Source organism: Qipengyuania psychrotolerans, from assembly GCF_019711355.1.
Lineage (GTDB): Bacteria > Pseudomonadota > Alphaproteobacteria > Sphingomonadales > Sphingomonadaceae > Qipengyuania > Qipengyuania psychrotolerans.
This window is the reverse complement of sequence record NZ_CP081297.1, coordinates 816,602-831,541: the sequence shown is the minus strand read 5'-3', so window position 1 is coordinate 831,541 and position 14,940 is coordinate 816,602. Positions and strand designations below refer to the sequence as shown.

The 14,940-nt window shown below is 59.9% G+C and carries 15 protein-coding genes; 7 read left to right on the top strand and 8 right to left on the bottom strand.

All coding sequences use genetic code 11. The annotated features are described in order from the left end of the window. Positions 1-31 precede the first annotated feature (31 nt). The 6 genes from K3166_RS04110 to K3166_RS04085 all read right to left on the bottom strand — a co-directional run bounded on the left by K3166_RS04110 (position 32) and on the right by K3166_RS04085 (position 8,724). Entirely contained in the window at positions 32-688 is a 657-nt protein-coding gene (locus tag K3166_RS04110) for a retropepsin-like aspartic protease family protein (RefSeq protein WP_221423417.1), read from the bottom strand. 42 nt (positions 689-730) lie between these two features. Continuing rightward, on the bottom strand, positions 731-1,729 hold the full coding sequence (gene egtD, locus K3166_RS04105; protein ID WP_221423416.1) for an L-histidine N(alpha)-methyltransferase: 999 nt from the start codon (positions 1,727-1,729) through the stop codon (positions 731-733). Continuing rightward, positions 1,726-2,982: an ergothioneine biosynthesis protein EgtB gene (egtB, locus tag K3166_RS04100; protein ID WP_221423415.1), complete on the bottom strand. Its 1,257-nt coding sequence runs from the start codon at positions 2,980-2,982 to the stop codon at positions 1,726-1,728. The genes egtD and egtB overlap by 4 nt, the downstream gene beginning before the upstream one ends. A 124-nt stretch (positions 2,983-3,106) precedes the next feature. Further along, a complete protein-coding gene (locus tag K3166_RS04095; protein ID WP_221423414.1) occupies positions 3,107-4,213 on the bottom strand; it encodes a GGDEF domain-containing protein in 1,107 nt (368 codons plus the stop codon). A gap of 93 nt (positions 4,214-4,306) precedes the next feature. Beyond that, positions 4,307-5,680: a class II 3-deoxy-7-phosphoheptulonate synthase gene (locus K3166_RS04090; RefSeq protein WP_221423955.1), complete on the bottom strand. Its 1,374-nt coding sequence runs from the start codon at positions 5,678-5,680 to the stop codon at positions 4,307-4,309. 110 nt (positions 5,681-5,790) lie between these two features. Continuing rightward, positions 5,791-8,724 carry a M16 family metallopeptidase gene (locus tag K3166_RS04085; RefSeq protein WP_221423413.1) on the bottom strand — a complete coding sequence of 978 codons (2,934 nt, stop codon included), beginning with the start codon at positions 8,722-8,724 and terminating at the stop codon, positions 5,791-5,793. A 97-nt stretch (positions 8,725-8,821) separates the two neighbouring features. Between K3166_RS04085 and K3166_RS04080 the strand changes: the two genes are divergently transcribed. The 7 genes from K3166_RS04080 (at position 8,822) to K3166_RS04050 (ending at position 13,069) form a co-directional block, all read left to right on the top strand. After that, positions 8,822-9,403 (top strand): NifU family protein, encoded by a 582-nt coding sequence (locus K3166_RS04080; protein ID WP_221423954.1) that lies wholly within the window; start codon positions 8,822-8,824, stop codon positions 9,401-9,403. A gap of 25 nt (positions 9,404-9,428) precedes the next feature. After that, positions 9,429-10,037: a malonic semialdehyde reductase gene (locus tag K3166_RS04075; protein WP_221423412.1), complete on the top strand. Its 609-nt coding sequence runs from the start codon at positions 9,429-9,431 to the stop codon at positions 10,035-10,037. A 36-nt stretch (positions 10,038-10,073) separates the two neighbouring features. Further along, complete coding sequence (tsaB, locus tag K3166_RS04070) at positions 10,074-10,691, top strand: tRNA (adenosine(37)-N6)-threonylcarbamoyltransferase complex dimerization subunit type 1 TsaB (RefSeq protein ID WP_221423411.1); 618 nt, start codon at positions 10,074-10,076, stop codon at positions 10,689-10,691. Continuing rightward, positions 10,688-11,140 (top strand): GNAT family N-acetyltransferase, encoded by a 453-nt coding sequence (locus K3166_RS04065; RefSeq protein WP_247714724.1) that lies wholly within the window; start codon positions 10,688-10,690, stop codon positions 11,138-11,140. Before tsaB ends, K3166_RS04065 begins: the two co-directional genes overlap by 4 nt. A 119-nt stretch (positions 11,141-11,259) precedes the next feature. Continuing rightward, the gene (locus K3166_RS04060) at positions 11,260-11,697 is read left to right on the top strand and encodes a Ros/MucR family transcriptional regulator (RefSeq protein ID WP_221423410.1); all 438 of its coding nucleotides are present in this window, start codon (positions 11,260-11,262) and stop codon (positions 11,695-11,697) included. 72 nt (positions 11,698-11,769) lie between these two features. Continuing rightward, complete coding sequence (locus tag K3166_RS04055; protein WP_221423409.1) at positions 11,770-12,192, top strand: Fur family transcriptional regulator; 423 nt, start codon at positions 11,770-11,772, stop codon at positions 12,190-12,192. Then, positions 12,164-13,069, top strand: a complete 906-nt coding sequence (locus K3166_RS04050; RefSeq protein WP_221423408.1) for a lysophospholipid acyltransferase family protein — start codon at positions 12,164-12,166, stop codon at positions 13,067-13,069. Before K3166_RS04055 ends, K3166_RS04050 begins: the two co-directional genes overlap by 29 nt. Here the strand turns inward: K3166_RS04050 and K3166_RS04045 are convergent. Both K3166_RS04045 and K3166_RS04040 read right to left on the bottom strand, forming a co-directional pair. Further along, positions 13,066-13,950: a LysR substrate-binding domain-containing protein gene (locus K3166_RS04045; RefSeq protein ID WP_221423407.1), complete on the bottom strand. Its 885-nt coding sequence runs from the start codon at positions 13,948-13,950 to the stop codon at positions 13,066-13,068. The genes K3166_RS04050 and K3166_RS04045 overlap by 4 nt on opposite strands. 69 nt (positions 13,951-14,019) lie before the next feature. Further along, a complete protein-coding gene (locus K3166_RS04040) occupies positions 14,020-14,940 on the bottom strand; it encodes a hemolysin family protein (RefSeq protein ID WP_221423406.1) in 921 nt (306 codons plus the stop codon).

Here is a 14,940-nt window from a genome sequence, read left to right as displayed (position 1 = left end):
TAACGGCTGGCACGCCTGCGTCAAACGCTGGCTACTGCAAATCACCTGCGACGGGGGTGAGGATAAGATCCCCCTCTTCGACCCGCCAGCCTTTCAGCCGCGAGAGGAAATTCATTCCCAGCACATTGGTGCGGCCCAGATTGGGCGCAATCACTGCATCAAGGCCTTCTGCGCGAATATTGCCGAATGAAAGATCCTCAATGGTCGTCAAATCTGCTGTCACGGTGCCATTGGCGGTGTTGAGCATGACCGGCAGACCTCCCGGCCTGGGCCGAAGCCCCGCTGCATCGGCAGATGGAGTGGAAAAAGCCGTCAATGTCGCGCCAGTATCGACCATCAGGCGCGTCGGCACACCGTTGACGTTCGCACGGAGCCAGTAATGACCGTCGGGCGCCATCGGGATGACCGTTTCCTCGCCAACGATCGTCTGGTCTGGAAGGCCGATTTCCGTCATCGAATCGAGGCGCGGATCGAAGCGGGCGATCTGAAGGAAAACGGTCACGAGTATCCCGACCAGAGCCAAGGTGCTGACAGTGCGCACCATCCTGCCGCCAGCGACTTTGCGGCGAAGCATGATCGATCCAATGAAGCCAAGCGCCAGTGCGCCAATTGTCCCGATCAGCAACCCCGAACGCGGGACCATGCGGATCAATTCGGCTGCGGCAGAGAGGATGGCTTCCGGCTCCATCCTTCAGATATAGGTGCTTCGCATTAGCACGTCCATGAACAGTTAGGGTGCGTCGCGGTGCTCGCTGGCTTCGGCAAGAATGAGCGAAAACCTGCCTTGGCTGTCAGTCCAGCGTTTCAGCGGTGTCCAGCCGCCTGCAAGCAACAGCAGATTGGCACTGCGCCGCGTGAACTTGTGGCTGTTTTCGGTGTGGATCGTCTCGCCCTTCTGCATCGCGAAGCTTTCGCCCGATACGGTGAAGGCAATGTCGCGCTGCGCCTCGAGGTGCATTTCGACGCGCGCGAAATCATCGTTCCACACCGCGCGGTGTTTCAGCGATTCCACTGGCAGCGTGCCCTCAAGCTCGCGGTTTATCCGCCGGGCGAGATTAAGATTAAATGCCGCAGTGACGCCCTTTGCGTCATCATAGGCCGCCTCAAGAACCGAGGCGTCTTTCACAAGGTCCATCCCGATCAGCAGCAACGGTCTGTCGGCTTCCGTGCCGCCAAGCGTCGCGCGCATTGAGCGCAGCAGGTCAACCGAAGTGCGCGCAACCATATTGCCGATGGTGGAGCCCGGGAAAAAGCCAAGCTTCTTCATTCCCCGAACCTCACTTGGAAGCTGGACTTCGCCCATGAAGTCCGCCTCGACCGGATATACCGGCAATCCGGGAAACTTCTTTGCCAGAGCCGCGGAGGATTCGCGCAGGAAATCGCCTGCGATATCGAGCGGCACGTAAGCACCCGGGGCAATGGCGGACAGCAGCAGAGGCGTCTTCACGGAACTGCCAGAGCCGAATTCCACCACCGCCCTGCCCTCGCCGATCAGTTGGCGAAAGGTATCGCCTTCCGCGCGGAGGATTTCCGTTTCGGCGCGTGTCGGATAGTATTCTTCGAGGCCGGTAATATCCTCGAACAATTGCGAACCGGCGTCATCATAAAGCCACCGCGCCGGCACCGCCTTTTGCGGCTGGCTGAGCCCGCTCAACACGTCTTTACGGAATGCGCGGTTCACACCGCCTTCGTCCAGATCGACCAGCGCGATCCCTTGTTTAGCCGTCATACGTCCCTCGCAAGCCTCAGGCCGGTAAACTGCCAGCGCTGGTGCGGATAAAAGAAATTTCGGTAACTTGCACGTGAGTGCCCGCGCACCGTGGCGCAGCTCGCACCCTTGAGCACGAACTGTCCGTTCATGAACTTGCCATTGTATTCACCAACTGCGCCTGCAGCAGGCTGGAAACGCGGATATGGCAAATAGCCGGAACGAGTGAATTGCCAGCAATCGCCGAACAGCCCCTCGCTACCTTGCGGCGACGGAGGAGCAGCTTCATCGAGCTGGTTTCCGGCGCACGGATCGTGTGCTGCACACTCGCCCTCCTGCCCGCGCGCAATCGCTTCCCATTCGAATTCGGTCGGCAATCTCATGCCTGCCCATGCCGCAAACGCATCGGCTTCGAAATACGAGATATGCGTGACCGGCGCATCGGGATCGCGGGGCTGCCAGCCGGAGTGCGTGAAATGTTTGTCGCCTCGCCAATATGACGGCGCGGTGATCGCGTCTTCCCTGACCCAGGCCCAGCCGTCGGAAAGCCACAGGGACGCGGTTTCATATCCGCCATCGGCGACGAATTCGCTCCATTGGCGATTGGTGACCAGGCGGACATTCAGTTCGAACGGCTCGAGCAGGACGCGGTGAACAGGCCCTTCGTTGTCGAACGCAAAACCGGCTTCCTGGTGGCCGATCCGCGCAATGCCGCCGGGGTGGGAATGCCATCCCTCGGCGTGTGATGCAGTTTTGCCATCGGGCTCTTCCCACATCGACGAGCCAAGCGGGTTCTGGAACAGAGCGTGCTTGATATCGGTCAGCATCAATTCCTGATGCTGCTGTTCATGCGCAATGCCGAGCGCGATCAGCAAAGCAAGCTCTTCCCGTTCGAACAGAGGCTCCATCGCCGCATCGACTTTTTCACGCCAGTCGGTGATCTGGGACAGCGTGGGCCGCGAGAGCATGCCTCGTGAAAACCGGGCGATCCGCTCCCCTTCGGCCTCATAATAGGAATTGAAAACGAACGGCCAGTCTTCGTTGTACAGCGTGTAACCATCAAGGTGGTCGCGCAGCAGGAATGTTTCCCAGAACCATGTCGGATGAGCCAGATGCCATTTGGCGGGCGACGCATCTTCCATGGACTGGAGTGTGGCGTCCGCTTCTGACAGGGGCGCGACCAGACATTCGCTGAGCGAACGCGTGTCACGAAAGGCCTTCGACAATTCCGAAGGGCAAGTTCGAACCTGATCTGCCCGGGCTGTGATGGGCATATTCTCCGCACGGTCAAGTTGCCGGAATTGAACAACTGCCGCCCTTCATGGCGCATTTAGATGGCGGTTGGAAGGCCGTTAGGCGCGTTATATCAAAATCCTAACTAATGATGAGCTTCCCATATCATGCCGCCCGGATAACTCGGTTACGACCACTTCGTTTCGCGTCATACAACCCCTTGTCAGCCCTCGCGAAAAGCGAAAGTGCTCCCTCACCCTCGCCCAGCGTTGCGTGACCAGCACTGATTGTGACCTGCGGAACCGGTGCGGAATGCGTGCCCACTTCGATTGCCCAGCGCAGCCTTTCCGCGGCATCCTTCGCAGCATCTTCGTCACAATCGGGCAGGAGCCAGAGAAACTCTTCGCCGCCCATGCGCCCGACACGGTCCGCGCCGCGCGCCTGATGGATGGCGATCTCGGCAAGCTTCGAGAGCACCCTGTCACCCACGGCGTGGCCGTGGCGGTCATTGATCCGCTTGAAGTGATCGACGTCGATGACGACAACCGAGAAGGCCTTGCCCGATTTGTGCGCATCCAGCACCGCCCGGTCGAGAGCACTCATGATGGCGCGGCGACTTGCGAGGCCGGTCAGCGCATCGGTATTAGCCTCGCGGCGTGCCTCTTCTGCCAATTTTAGAGCCCGCTGTTTTTCGATCTCCGCCTCACGAACACTGGCGTATTCCTCGCTATTGTCGCGAACGACCATGAACACGCACTCTCGCTCTCCTTCACGGCTGAAGACATAGCGCGCGCGCGCCCTGAGAATGCGCGGTCCGCCGCTTGGGTGGATAAGCTCGAACTCGGCAACGAATGGCTCGGTGTCAGAGGCGTGGGCATCCAGGGTCACCTCTAGCTGAGACAAACCTTCGGGCATTATCCGGGCGAGCAGGGCCTTGCTCGGCGCAGTGCCGGCAGAAAGGCCTGCGATGTGACACATTTCCTCCGACCACAGATGGCGCTTTTCCGGATATTCAATGCACCATCTCCCGATACCGGCCAGCCCTTCCGCTGCCTCCAGATGACGAACGCTGCGTTCAAGATCGGCGGTTTTCGAAGCTAACAGCCGCTCCCTTCGCTGGTATCGCCACAGGAGCGCTCCGAGCCCTAGGCCCGCTAGCGGGAAGCCAATAGCCGGATTGAACGCAGCGACGAAGATCGCTGCGGCCAGCGCCAGGCCTCCTGTCATTCCCAGCGTAAAATCCGCCAATCCTGCCGTGTCGCTCGTGGGCAACGCAAACTCCTCTAACCGTTGGCATCACAATGCCAACGGTCCGGAAAGTTTGCGTCGAGAATCAGCTAGGTAAGAAAGCGTAGTGGCCGAGGATCAGGCCGCGTCTGCTTCCAGTTGTTCCTGCTCGACATTGAGAGTTTCCGCGATGAGAAATGCCAATTCGAGGGATTGGGCTGCGTTCAGGCGCGGATCGCAATGCGTGTGGTAACGATCCTTGAGCGCCTCGTCCGTGATCGCGACAGCGCCGCCGACACATTCGGTGACATCCTGCCCCGTCATTTCGACATGGATACCGCCGGGATGCGTACCTTCTGCACGGTGAACGGCGAAGAACCCTTTTACTTCGGTCAGGATACGGTCGAACGGGCGGGTCTTGTACCCGCTATCCGATTTCACAACGTTGCCGTGCATCGGATCACAGCTCCACACGACCGGATGACCTTCCGCTTTTACCGCGCGCACGAGACGCGGCAGTCCCTCTTCCACCTTGTCGTGACCAAAGCGGCTGATCAGGGTGATCCGGCCCGCCTCGCGCGCCGGATTGAGCGTGTCGAGCAGGCGCAGCAGCGCGTCAGTCTCGAGGCTGGGCCCACACTTCATGCCGAGCGGATTGCCGATACCGCGCGCAAATTCGACGTGGGCACTGTCTTCGAACCTCGTGCGGTCGCCGATCCACAGCATATGCGCGCTGGTATCGTACCACTCGCCGGTCAGGCTATCGCGGCGGGTAAGCGCCTGTTCGTAAGGCAGCAGCAACGCTTCGTGGCTGGTGTAGAAGCTGGTGCCCTGAAGCTGGGGAACGGTCGCGGGGTCGACACCGCAGGCTTCCATGAAATCGAGCGCTTCGCCAATCCGGTCGGCCAGATTGCCGAACTTGTCGGCCCATGGACTGCGGCCCATGAAGTCCAGCGTCCATTGGTGAACCTGGCGCAGATTGGCATATCCGCCGCCTGCAAACGCACGCAGCAGGTTGAGCGTGGAGGCGGCCTGAAAATAGGCGCGCACCATCCGCTGCGGATCGTTGCGCCTGCTCTCCGGATTGAAATCGATGCCGTTGATATTGTCGCCAAGGTAACTCGGCAGCGTCATATCACCCTGCGTTTCCGTTTCCGAACTGCGCGGCTTGGCAAATTGCCCGGCCATCCGGCCAACCTTGAGTACCGGCTTCTTGCTGGCGAAGGTCATGACGACCGCCATCTGCAACAGCACACGGAAAGTGTCGCGAATATTATTGGGGTGGAATTCGGCGAAGCTTTCGGCGCAATCGCCGCCTTGCAGCAGAAACGCCTTACCCTGGGACACCTCGGCCAGATCAGCCTTGAGCGCACGGGCTTCGCCCGCAAAGACAAGCGGCGGATGGCTGGCCAAAGCCATGGTCGCTTCTTCAAGCGCAGCAGCATCTTCGTAGCGCGGCAGATGCCGTGCTTCGAAGTTCCGCCAGCTATCGGGTGCCCATTCGCGTGCCATCATTAATCCAATCGTTTCGTATCACAGCCGTCACAGCAACCGCATCCGCCTCTTTCGCGCAAGCAGCATAAACTTGGCCAGCACAAAAGCTCGATTGCCGTGATCGGTGATCAGCGTCCGCTTGTTGCGGGTGATGACGACACTGCGGTGGCCAGATCCTGGCCCTGGGGTATCACCGCCATGCGCCAGCCCGATTTGTCGCCGAAATACTCCTGCGCGAGGGCCTGCATCGCTTCGGGCGTCGTCTGCGAATAATCGTTCAGGAGGCCCCGCAGAGACCGCATCCGGCGAGGATCGACGGTCGAATTTTCCAGCTGCAGCAGGAAGAAGTAATTCCCGCTCGAGATACGCTCGTAATAATTGCGCAGCGGCTCGGTGGCCTGCGACAGCTCGTCCACGGTTGGCGGTGTCTGGGTAAGATCACGCGCTATCTTGTCTGCGGCGGCGAAGAACGAAGGCACATCGCCGGGGCGCAATTGGGCAAGCGCAGTGACAGTTCCGCCAGTCTCCACGTCGATTGGCCAATCGAGCCGAACAACAGGAGCATAGCTTGCCCCGGCCTGCTCGCGCATCGCATCGCGCAACCGGTTGTTGAAGACTTCGGTCAGAATGGCGAGCTGGCGGGATTTGCGGATTTCTGCGGGACCGGCGCCAACCGGCCATGCAACAACGGCCGCTGCCTGGTCCGCTTCACCTTGATGGTAACGCACGAGCGTTTCGCCGGGGGTGGCGAAACCAAGATCGCGATTGAGATCCTCGGCCGGGATCGGCTCGCGGTCGGGGAGCGCCCCAAAGGTCCGCCTCAGCGTTTCGATGGCCGCTTCCTTGTCGTAATCCCCGAAGATCAGGACCTCGATCGGGCCTTGGCGCAGGGCCGGTTCCCACAGGTTGCGGAAATCCTCAAGCGTGGCCGCGTCAAGCATCTCGGGCGTGGCAGTCTTGAACCGGCTATCTTGGCCGTAGACGAAATATTCGAGGTCGCGGTTGACGATGCCGGCCGGACTGGATTCGTAGCTGTCGAAGGCGCTTTTCGCAGCTGCCTTTGCCCGGGCGAATGGCAGTTCATCCCAGCGCGGCATACCCAGCTTGGCCGCAAACAGATAAAGTTGGTCTTCGAGATCCTGCTTCCGGGTCTGCGCATCGAAGGTGAATGCACCCTCACCGATACCGAATTCGAAACCGAACTTGCGCCCGGTTGCGAGACGATCAAGATCGTTCTGACCAATGTCGCCAAAACCCGACTGGATCAGCGCCGCTTCACCGAGCTGAATGAGTGCTGCGTCTTCCGGAGCGAAGGCGCGGATACCAGCACCAAAGCGCACCTTGACTGCGACCCGGCCCGGCTCGTTCTCGTTGGCGAGCAGCAGTGCCTGCACACCGTTGTCGAACTTGACCCGCTCGACCTGTCCGAAGGCATGCACCGCACGCTCGACCAGCGTTCCCGGCTCTCCAACCGGAGGTAAATCATCGAACGATACCGTTTGGGCCGCCACACGGGCGTCTCCGTCAGCCATTACCGTGCGCGAAAGTGCTGCTTGCAAGCTTTCTTCGGTCGCCTCGCCTGCTGCCGGGGTGATGTAGGTTGCGCGGATGACATTGCCTTCAAACAGTTCACGCGTTTCGGCGAGCACGCTCTCAGGCGTGGCCTTCTCGCGCATCGAATTGAACACCATCAGGAATGTTTCCGGCGCCGCGATCGCTTCGCGAATATCGACTGCGTTCACCAGGTCGTCGGCATATCCCGAACCGGCAAGGACCGAGCGCTGTTCGACAAGGTTGGCATAGCCAACTTCCATCTCGTCGAGCTCGCGCTGCAGTTCTTCGAGGGTAGGCGGTTCGGCAATCGCATCGGCAATCACTCCGCGGACATCGTCCAGAGCGGCCTGCCAATCTTCGGTCAGCGGCGCGAACTGCACCAGTGTGGCATGGGTCGAGCGGCTGATCTTGGCCTCGCTGACCTGTGCATAGAGATAGCTTCCGCCGCCGCGCGCCCGGGATTCGAGACGGCGGTTGATGAGCTGCAATGCCAGCTGCTCGCGCAGGCGGCCTTCATTGTAGATGACGGTGTCCTGGACCTGGCGCCAAGGGCGGAAGTATCCGTAAGTCATGGCGCGCGGAAGGGTCGGCTCGACCATCACCGCAACTTCGCCCACGGGATTGTCGGCGTCCGCACCTGCAGGAGCGATCGGGTCGCCAAAAACGGGCGCTGGCGCCGGTTCGCCGGAAACCGACCAATCCTGAAAATACTTCTCGACCAGAGATGCGAACAGGATCGGATCGAGGTCTCCGACAACCGAAATGACCGTATTTTCCGGACGATACCAGCGATCATAAAACGCCTGAACTGATCGGCCGGTGGCGCTTTCGAGGCTTTCCTCAGTACCAATTGTGAGGCGTTCGGCTAAGCGCTGCCCTGCAAACAGCGTCTTCATCGACGTTTCCGCCACGCGCTCACCCACGCCGCCGCGCTCGCGCTTTTCGGCAAGGACAATCGGGACTTCGGTGCGGACATTCCCATCGGAAAGAACCGGTGCGCGAACCATGCCGGACAGCAGCTTCATGCTCTCTTCCAGCTTGGCCGGATCTACATTTGGTAGGTCAAGTTTGTAGACCGTATGCGTCGGGCTGGTTTCGGCATTGGTATCGCTGCCGAAAGTCGCACCCAGACGCTGCCACGTGGGGATCGCTTCCGAAACGCCGAGGTATTTGCTTTCGCGGAACAGCAGGTGTTCCAGCAGATGCGCGTAGCCAAGCTCGTTGTCATTTTCGTACAGCGAGCCGGCATCGATGCGCACCCGGATTGAAACCTGGTTTGGCGGGACACCATTTTCGCGCACACCATAGCGCAGGCCGTTATTCAGCTCGCCAAACAGCCATTCCTGATCGCGCGGGACATCGCTGCCCTCATATATCCACGGAACCTCACCCTCGGCCTGTAGGGAAGCAGGTACAGCTGCTTCCTGCGCCGCCATCGGCTGCGCTGCCAGAAAGGCAAAGGGGAGCAAAATCGCGAAACGCCGTGCGGCGCGCGGAAAATCAGTCATGCCGGCCATATAGAGACCCACGAAGTGAAGCACCAGTGAACACGTTGAAATCATCGCGTCGCTTGTCGGCGGACCTCCCCGCCCCTACATGGCTGGCATGTTCATCGAGACCGAAACAACGCCCAACCCTTCCAGCCTGAAGTTCCTGCCCGGTCGCCCGGTCATGGGACAGGGAACCCGCGAGTTTGCTTCGCCCGAGGCGGCGGAGGCCAGCCCGCTGGCCCAGGCGGTGTTCGACACCGGTGAAGTCGTGAACGTATTCTTTGGCGGTGATTTCGTCACCGTTACGGCGGCCCCCGGCGTGAGCTGGACCGACCTCAAGCCGCAGGTACTTTCTATCCTGCTCGATCACTTCGTATCGGAAGCCCCGCTTTTCACGCCGGGCAGCGCGGGCGGCATCGCCGTCCCCCCCGAAGACGAAGCGATGCTGGTCGAGGAACGCGCGGAAGATTCCGATATCGTCGCACAGATCAACGAACTGCTCGAGACCCGCGTTCGCCCCGCTGTTGCGGGCGACGGCGGCGATATCCAGTACCGCGGCTTTCGTGACGGAGTGGTCTATCTCCAGTTACAAGGCGCCTGCGCCGGCTGCCCGTCGTCCACCGCAACCCTGAAGCACGGAATTGAAGGGTTGCTGAAACATTACGTGCCGGAAGTGGTTGAAGTTCGAGCCGCCTGATTCTCCCCACTTACGCGAGTATTCGATGACCAAGCAGTTTCACGATCACACCCTTTCCGCAGACGCCCTCGATCAGGTATTCCGCGAGGCGCGCAGCTATAATGGCTGGCTGGAAAAGGATGTGTCGGACGAGCAGATTCACGCGATCTACGAACTGCTGAAGATGGCGCCGACGTCTGCGAACATGCAGCCTTCACGCATTGTCTGGGTCAAGTCGCAAGACGCCAAGGCCAAGCTCGCCGAATGCGCGTCCGACGGGAACAAGGACAAGATCCTTGCGGCCCCGGTCACTGCGATCATCGGCTATGATATCGATTTCCACGAAGAATTGCCGTGGCTGTTCCCGCATACCGACGCGAAAAGCTGGTTTGAAGGCGACGAAGAAGGCCGCAAGGAAGGCGCCTTTCGCAACTCCGCACTTCAGGGAGCCTATCTGATGATTGCCGCGCGGGCCGTTGGGCTGGATTGCGGTCCGATGTCGGGTTTCGATTCAGAAGCGGTCGACAAGGCTTTCTTCGGCGACAACCCTCGCCACAGGACGAACTTCATCTGCTCGATCGGATATGGCGACGTGACCAGCATCTTCGAACGCAGTCCGCGTCCCGATTTCGAAAAGTTCAACAGCATCGTCTGACTTGAAGCCCAGGCTTGGCTAGGGCAGGCCTGCCGAATGCGTTTGTTAGCTATAGAAACCGCGACCGAGGCCTGTTCTGTCGCGCTGTTCGAAGATGGCCGCCTGCTGGGAGCGGCACATGAAACCATTGGGCGCGGCCATGCCGAACGCCTGGTGCCGATGATCGCCGATCTTGAAGGTAAAGGCCGGGCAGACGAAATACGCGTCTCGCTCGGCCCTGGCAGCTTTACCGGTATCCGCATTGGCCTGGCCACTGCACGTGCATTAGGCGTCGCATGGGGCGCGCCCGTACGCGGCTATCCGACATTGGCCCTCGTGGCCTCGATGGCACGAGGTCAGGGCGCGCAGGATGTCACCGTCTGCATGACCGGTGGGCACGGCGAATGGTTTGTCCAGGACTTCGGTGATGACGGGCTTCCAGCAGAAGAGCTATTGTCCCTGACGCCCTCTGCTGCAGCCGCGCATGGCGCACGCCCGATCGTGGCGGGCAGCAAAGCGGAAGAGCTTGCAGACTTGCTTGATGATCGCCCGGCGATTTTCGCAGACGGACTTCCCAACGCTTCGCAGTGCCTCAGCTTGCCCGAGCAATTGCTCACCGATATCCTCACGCCTCACTATGGACGTCCGCCGGACGCAAAGCGGCCCGCCAAATGACGAACCTCGATAAATTGATGGTAGTAATGGAAGCGGCATTCGATCCGCATTGGCGCGAGGCATGGACACGCCGTCAGGTCGACGATTCGCTGGCCTTGTCTTCCGGGTTCATGATGCTGATCGACGAGGATGGGCGCGAACCTGCACCGGAAAGCGGGGCTGCCGGTTTTATCCTTGCCCGAAAAGTCCTCGATGAGGTCGAGTTGCTTTTAATCGGCGTGCTGCCCGAAATGAGGGGCCGCGGACTTGGCCGCATTTTGTTGAACAGCTTCACCGAATACTCTCGCAGCGTCGGTGCGGCGCAGGTTTTCCTTGAGATGCGCGCCAACAATCCGGCGGAAAGTTTTTACCGCAGCGCCGGATTCGCGCCCATTGGAAGGCGCAATGATTACTACCGGACGCTGGACGGCACCCACATCGACGCTGTGACATTCGCCAAGATATTGTAATTTCACGGCTTGAATATTCGACGCTTGTATATTCGCGACAAAATTGTCGGATTTATACAATTCCTAGTAGACTTCCCCTATTCGCAATCCTAATAAAAGCAAAAGGGAGAGTTTACATTATGGATCAATTCGAAACCGATATGACCGAAACGCTGATTACCTTGACCTCCGATATTGTGGCGGCGCACGTCAGCAATAACAGCGTATCTGTCGATGACGTACCGGTCCTGATCTCTAATGTTTACACCGCACTTGCGGGCCTTGAAGGCGCCGGTCCTCAAGAAGAAGTACGTCCCGACCCTGCAGTTTCGATACGTGCTTCGGTCAAGAAGGATCACATCGTCTGCCTCGACTGCGGCAAGAAGATGAAGATGCTCAAGCGCCATCTTTCGACCGAACACGGAATGACGCCCGACGATTATCGCCAGCGCTGGGATCTTGCGTCGGATTATCCGATGGTTGCGCCCGATTACGCCGATACCCGCCGCGATCTGGCCAAGAAAATCGGCCTTGGCCGCAAGCCTGGCCAGAAGCGCGGACGCAAGAAAGCGTCTTAAGTCCAACACCTCGCTTGAGAACAGCGCCCCGGCCCGATAAGGGTGCGGGGCGTTTTCATTCGGGGAGCCCCATTGCACCAGAAGATCGATCTCGAACAGCTATGTGCTGACAAGGGTCTCCGTATCACGGAGCAACGCCGCGTCATTGCCAGAGTGCTGTCGGAAAGCGACGACCATCCCGACGTGGAAATGCTCCATGAACGGGCGAACAAGATCGATCCGGGCATCTCGATTGCCACGGTCTATCGGACTGTCCGCCTGTTTGAAGAAGCAGGCATCCTCGACCGGCATGATTTCGGCGATGGACGCGCACGCTACGAAGCGGCGCCCGAAGCGCACCATGACCATCTGATCGACGTAGAAAGCGGCAAAGTCGTCGAATTCGTCGATCCCGAACTGGAAGCTCTGCAGAAACAGATCGCCGAGAAGCTGGGTTACCGGCTGGTCGATCACCGCATGGAACTTTATGGCGTCCGGCTCGACCGCGAAAGCTGACCGCCGCCTGGGGCGCTACACGGAAAAACGCCTCGCTGCGGCGCGCGGCGAAAATGTGCCGTTGACGGTTGCAGGTTGGCTACGCTTCGGGCTGCGGACTATCGCGATCCTGATCCTGTTGATCATCTTTGTGCCGCTGCATTATGCGTTCCGCATATTCGCGTATGGTTCGCCCTTCCCGATGTATTTCTTGCGCTACACTGCCCGCGTGGTGGGTGCGCGTGTAGAAGTTATCGGCACACCTTTGCGGCGCGACGTATTTTTCATTGCCAACCATTTGTCGTGGATCGACATCCTCGCGATGGCCGGTGCGAGCGGCACCGCCTTTGTCGCAAAATACGAGCTCAGCCAGGTTCCGGTTATTGGATGGCTCTGCGGCCTGAACCGGACGGTCTTCGTGAAACGCGAACACCGCATGGGCGTGGCTGAACAGATCAACGCCCTGCGCGAGGCGCTGGCCGATAATTGGTCCGTCACGGTCTTTCCCGAGGGGACGGTCACCGACGGTCAATCCCTGCTCCCGTTCAAATCAAGCATGATCTCCGTGCTGGAGCCTCCACCTCCGGGTGTGATGGTTCAGCCCGCGGTCGTCGATTATGGCGAAAACGCGGAAGAAATTGCGTGGGTCGGGGAAGAGAATGGCCTGCACAACGCAATGCGGGTCATGGCGCGCCGCGGGACGTTCGCGCTGCGCATCCATTACCTCGAGCCATTCAGCCCGGAAGAGCATCACGGTCGCAAGGCGATCGCCGCGAAGGCACGCGAGGAGATCGAAGAAAAGCTGATCGCCAATCTCGGCAGGCCACTACGGGACTATAAACATGTGGTCGAAGCGGTGCGATATCGGCCGCCCAGCACCGGCGACAACGAAGCTTAAAGCTCTGCTTTTACCAGCCAGTCATGGAATAGCCTGACGGGCCGTTCTTCCAGCGCAGTCGGCTTGCAGACGAACCAATAGCTATACGGACTTTCGACCTCCACGCCGTATAGGTCGGTCAGCCTGTTGTCGGCCGCCCGGCGCAAGTGATCGTCATGCATGATGGCGATGCCCAGACCCTGCGCTGCCGCTTCCAGCATCAACTGACCGGAATCGAAATGATCGATTGCGGTCGGCTCCAGATCGCGCAGTTCGAGCTCGTCTTTCCACGCAACGAAGCTTTCGGGCAGTCCGTTGTGGATGAGGAATGTCTGACGCGAAAGCAGCGCTGCATCGGGGACTTCGCCCAGCTTGCTCGCCAATTCCTTGCTGGCAATGGCATGCACCATATTGAAATCGAGCCGCACTGCGTGAAGCCCGGCGGCGGGTCCGCGCGACAGGATGATCGCAGCATCCAGCGTGTCGCCCACCCTGTCTTCGAGATGCGGACCGGTATCAATGTCGATATGGAGCAGCGGATGACGCGCGCGCAGTTCTGCGAGGCGCGGAAACAGCCGCTGGCTGCCGAAAAGCGGCAACACACCCAGATGCAACCGAAGAACGGAAATATTGTCCGACTGGCTTTCTACCGCCCGGGCCAGGGCCTCCAGCTGCGGATTCACTGCCTCGTAGAACGCGTGGCCATCATCGGTCAGTTGCATGGCCTGGCGGGCACGCGTGAAGAGCTTCTTGCCGACGAATTCCTCAAGATTGCCGATCCGCCGGGATAGTGCCGACGGGCTCAGCCCCAATTCGTCAGCAGCCGCCCGAGCCGAACCCAGCCGGACGGTACGCACAAATGCTTCCAAAGCGCGAAGAGGTGGTAATCTGCGGACAGCCATCGTCTATCGGACTATGGCCCAACCGTCGCGCTGTCGAGCGTCAACGTGCAGTTTCTTGCAACAGCGGTGTCACGAGCCGTCCGACCCTGCCTGTTCCGGCTGATGCAGACGCATCCGAGTGACATGGGTTTCATCGCCATCAAGTATCTCTATGCGCCAGCCGCTGGCATGTTCCAGCACCTTGCCAACCGGCGGCACCTGCTCGGCCAGAACAAACGCCAGCCCGCCCAGGGTGTCGACCGATTCCTCTACCTCAGCCAGACGCGGATCGACCTTTTCGGCGACGTCGTCCAGCTCTGCCCGGGCATCACAGTCCCACATACCTTCGCCGATGGAGACGATCCATTCTTCTGGCAGCTCGTCATGCTCATCTTCGATCTCGCCGACGATTTCTTCGACCAGGTCTTCGATGGTGATGAGGCCGTCGGTTCCGGAAAATTCATCGATCACGATGGCCAGGTGCGTCCGCTGAGCGCGCATATCGGCAAGCACGTCGATCGCATTGCGTGTCTGCGGCACATAGAGCGGCTGGCGCATCAGCACCGTCCAATCGGACGGCGGCGCTTTCTTGTCGGCGAGGAACGGGAAAACGTCCTTGATGTGAACCATGCCGATTACGTCATCAAGCTGGCCGCGATAGACGGGCATCCTCGAGTGACCGTGTTCGGAGAAGGTTTCTACCAGCTCGTCCCAGGTCGCATCGGCCGATATGGCGATAATTTCGCCGCGCGGTACGGCTACATCGTCGGCGTCATGTTCGGAAAAGTGCAGGAGGTTGCGAAGCATCTGCCGCTCGACGCCGGAAAGGTCACCCTTCTCCGCGGATTCGGCGGTGTCGTCTCCGTTTTCGTCTTCGTGCTCGTCGATAACCTCTTCGAGCTGCGCGCGGAGGGACCGCTCGCCGCTCTCGGGGTCGAACAATTTACGGATCGCGGGCCACAGCCCGCTGCTACTCTCCGCGTCTCCGGCGGGGGGTGAAGAATTGGCCAT

Bases quoted from the DNA above. Each gene is read 5' to 3' on its own strand.
- K3166_RS04065 (WP_247714724.1), top strand. From the start codon at position 10,688: ATGACGAACCTCGATAAATTGATGGTAGTAATGGAAGCGGCATTCGAT.
- K3166_RS04110 (WP_221423417.1), bottom strand. From the start codon at position 688: ATGGAGCCGGAAGCCATCCTCTCTGCCGCAGCCGAATTGATCCGCATG.
- egtD (WP_221423416.1), bottom strand. From the start codon at position 1,729: ATGACGGCTAAACAAGGGATCGCGCTGGTCGATCTGGACGAAGGCGGT.
- K3166_RS04075 (WP_221423412.1), top strand. From the start codon at position 9,429: ATGACCAAGCAGTTTCACGATCACACCCTTTCCGCAGACGCCCTCGAT.
- egtB (WP_221423415.1), bottom strand. From the start codon at position 2,982: ATGCCCATCACAGCCCGGGCAGATCAGGTTCGAACTTGCCCTTCGGAA.
- K3166_RS04080 (WP_221423954.1), top strand. From the start codon at position 8,822: ATGTTCATCGAGACCGAAACAACGCCCAACCCTTCCAGCCTGAAGTTC.
- K3166_RS04045 (WP_221423407.1), bottom strand. From the start codon at position 13,950: ATGGCTGTCCGCAGATTACCACCTCTTCGCGCTTTGGAAGCATTTGTG.
- K3166_RS04040 (WP_221423406.1), bottom strand. From the start codon at position 14,940: ATGGCCAATTCTTCACCCCCCGCCGGAGACGCGGAGAGTAGCAGCGGG.
- K3166_RS04085 (WP_221423413.1), bottom strand. From the start codon at position 8,724: ATGACTGATTTTCCGCGCGCCGCACGGCGTTTCGCGATTTTGCTCCCC.
- K3166_RS04060 (WP_221423410.1), top strand. From the start codon at position 11,260: ATGGATCAATTCGAAACCGATATGACCGAAACGCTGATTACCTTGACC.
- tsaB (WP_221423411.1), top strand. From the start codon at position 10,074: ATGCGTTTGTTAGCTATAGAAACCGCGACCGAGGCCTGTTCTGTCGCG.
- K3166_RS04050 (WP_221423408.1), top strand. From the start codon at position 12,164: ATGGCGTCCGGCTCGACCGCGAAAGCTGACCGCCGCCTGGGGCGCTAC.
- K3166_RS04090 (WP_221423955.1), bottom strand. From the start codon at position 5,680: ATGGCACGCGAATGGGCACCCGATAGCTGGCGGAACTTCGAAGCACGG.